Origin of the sequence: Paraburkholderia sediminicola (genome assembly GCF_046026895.1) — a bacterium.
Classification (GTDB): domain Bacteria; phylum Pseudomonadota; class Gammaproteobacteria; order Burkholderiales; family Burkholderiaceae; genus Paraburkholderia; species Paraburkholderia sediminicola_C.
The window spans coordinates 1-1,506 of record NZ_JAQQEU010000216.1 but is presented as its reverse complement, the minus strand read 5'-3'; the positions used below and the strand labels follow the sequence as shown (position 1 = coordinate 1,506).

At 59.0% G+C, this 1,506-nt stretch carries 1 protein-coding gene; it reads left to right on the top strand.

What is annotated here, in order from left to right; genetic code table 11:
- Positions 1-472 (top strand): hypothetical protein (locus PQR02_RS40365; protein WP_408243375.1); only part of this gene is annotated, 472 nt, incomplete at its 5' end.
- Between the last annotated feature and the right edge of the window lie 1,034 nt (positions 473-1,506).

The window sequence follows — 1,506 nt, the reverse complement described above, 5'->3', positions numbered from 1 at the left end:
GCTCGAAGTGTTGAACCGTTTAGCCAGCACGAGTGAAGGGGGCGCATCGGACGCGCGTCTGATGCAAAAAGAGCACTCATTGCAGCACTGCGAGTTCCTCGGGGCGCTGGCGCCACACATGACGGTGGCCGAGTTCATCCGAGGCGTTGGCGGCGCCTTCTTCCTGTGGCCAAAAGAGCTGCTCGAGGCTGAACTCAACCGTGACACATTGGCGTCGACCGTTCGGAAGCACCTTTTTGACGGGAATCCCGACGGCTGGAACGCGTATATCAGCCACGTCCAGAAGAAAGTGAAGTGGTTTGGTGCCAGCCTTTCGGATACCAAACAAAACGCGCCGACGGAACCGCCGCACGATGCCACCGATGAGGCGAGCCCGCTCGCGGCCCCGGTCACGAGCGTGCCGGCCGCTGGGGTGGAGGTGCGCAATGAGAAGAGAGGTTGGCCTTGGCCCGAGCCGAGGTCGACGTCGTGACGCGTCCGGCTCTTAGCCTATACCTCCAGGTAAAGATTCCCGAGCGCCGAAACTCTAGCTATAAAGTCCAGCCTGCTTGCCTCCGAAGGCAGTGGGTCGTTCGCGGGTCCGCAGATATCCCCCATCTGGACACGCCTGGCCCGGAAAGAATGAAAGGGAAGCCGGCCAGCCCGATCAAAGACGTCGCTTCGCTTCCCCCGGCGCGAGCAAGCAGTACCTTCGGTTGTTGACTCGCGCGCCACCAGCTGTTTTTTAGCTCCCCCCGAAAAAAACGTTGCATTGCGGGTCCACCCTGCACTGCCTCGCATGTTTCGCGCCGCTTTGGACCGTTGTAGCAGGCGTGCCACCGTAAGCTTCCATGCTCATACTGGGCGAAGAATTAGTCTGAGTCGCGGCGTTCTGCTGCGGGGCGGGTTGTGCAGCGTCGGGCGTGCTTTGCGAATGCGCAGACCCGGCCATGACAAACAGTCCGAAAGCAGCAACCATTAATCGTAATTTCATGTTGGCTCCTTGATTCAGGTTGATTTTTCCATCCATGCGACTCGCTATCCGCGGGTCCCGTGGTTGACACCCAGACGGGATTTGCGGACGAGAAGCCGCCTTCGAGTCCGCGGGCCGGTCGCCCGCGGCCAAAGTTCGGGGTAGTTGGGAAGTTACGAAGCGCAGCGCGCCGAGTTGAGGTCTATTGGCGCATGAAGGCGTGCGAACCGGCAATGTCAACGGATTTTGTGGACCCTCGACACATAATAATCGCCCTGCAAGTATGTTATAGGGCGCGCAAAGACGAAACCAAAGCGAATGTTTGAATCGAGCGCCTGCAGACGGCGCAAAGTGCCTTTTGGTGGCTATTTCGGCAGTTTGAGATACGAGGCCGAATCCTCGGGGAGCGGCCCTACGTTTCCTGCCTCCTATGTTTGAGTGCTCGCAGGGCGTCACTTGTGTTGCATTAAGCTGTTTGCCTGCGCCTTTAGCACGCATGGACTGAAATTTCGCTGCGACTCAGCAATGCGAACCGACGCGCATCATGTTGTGGC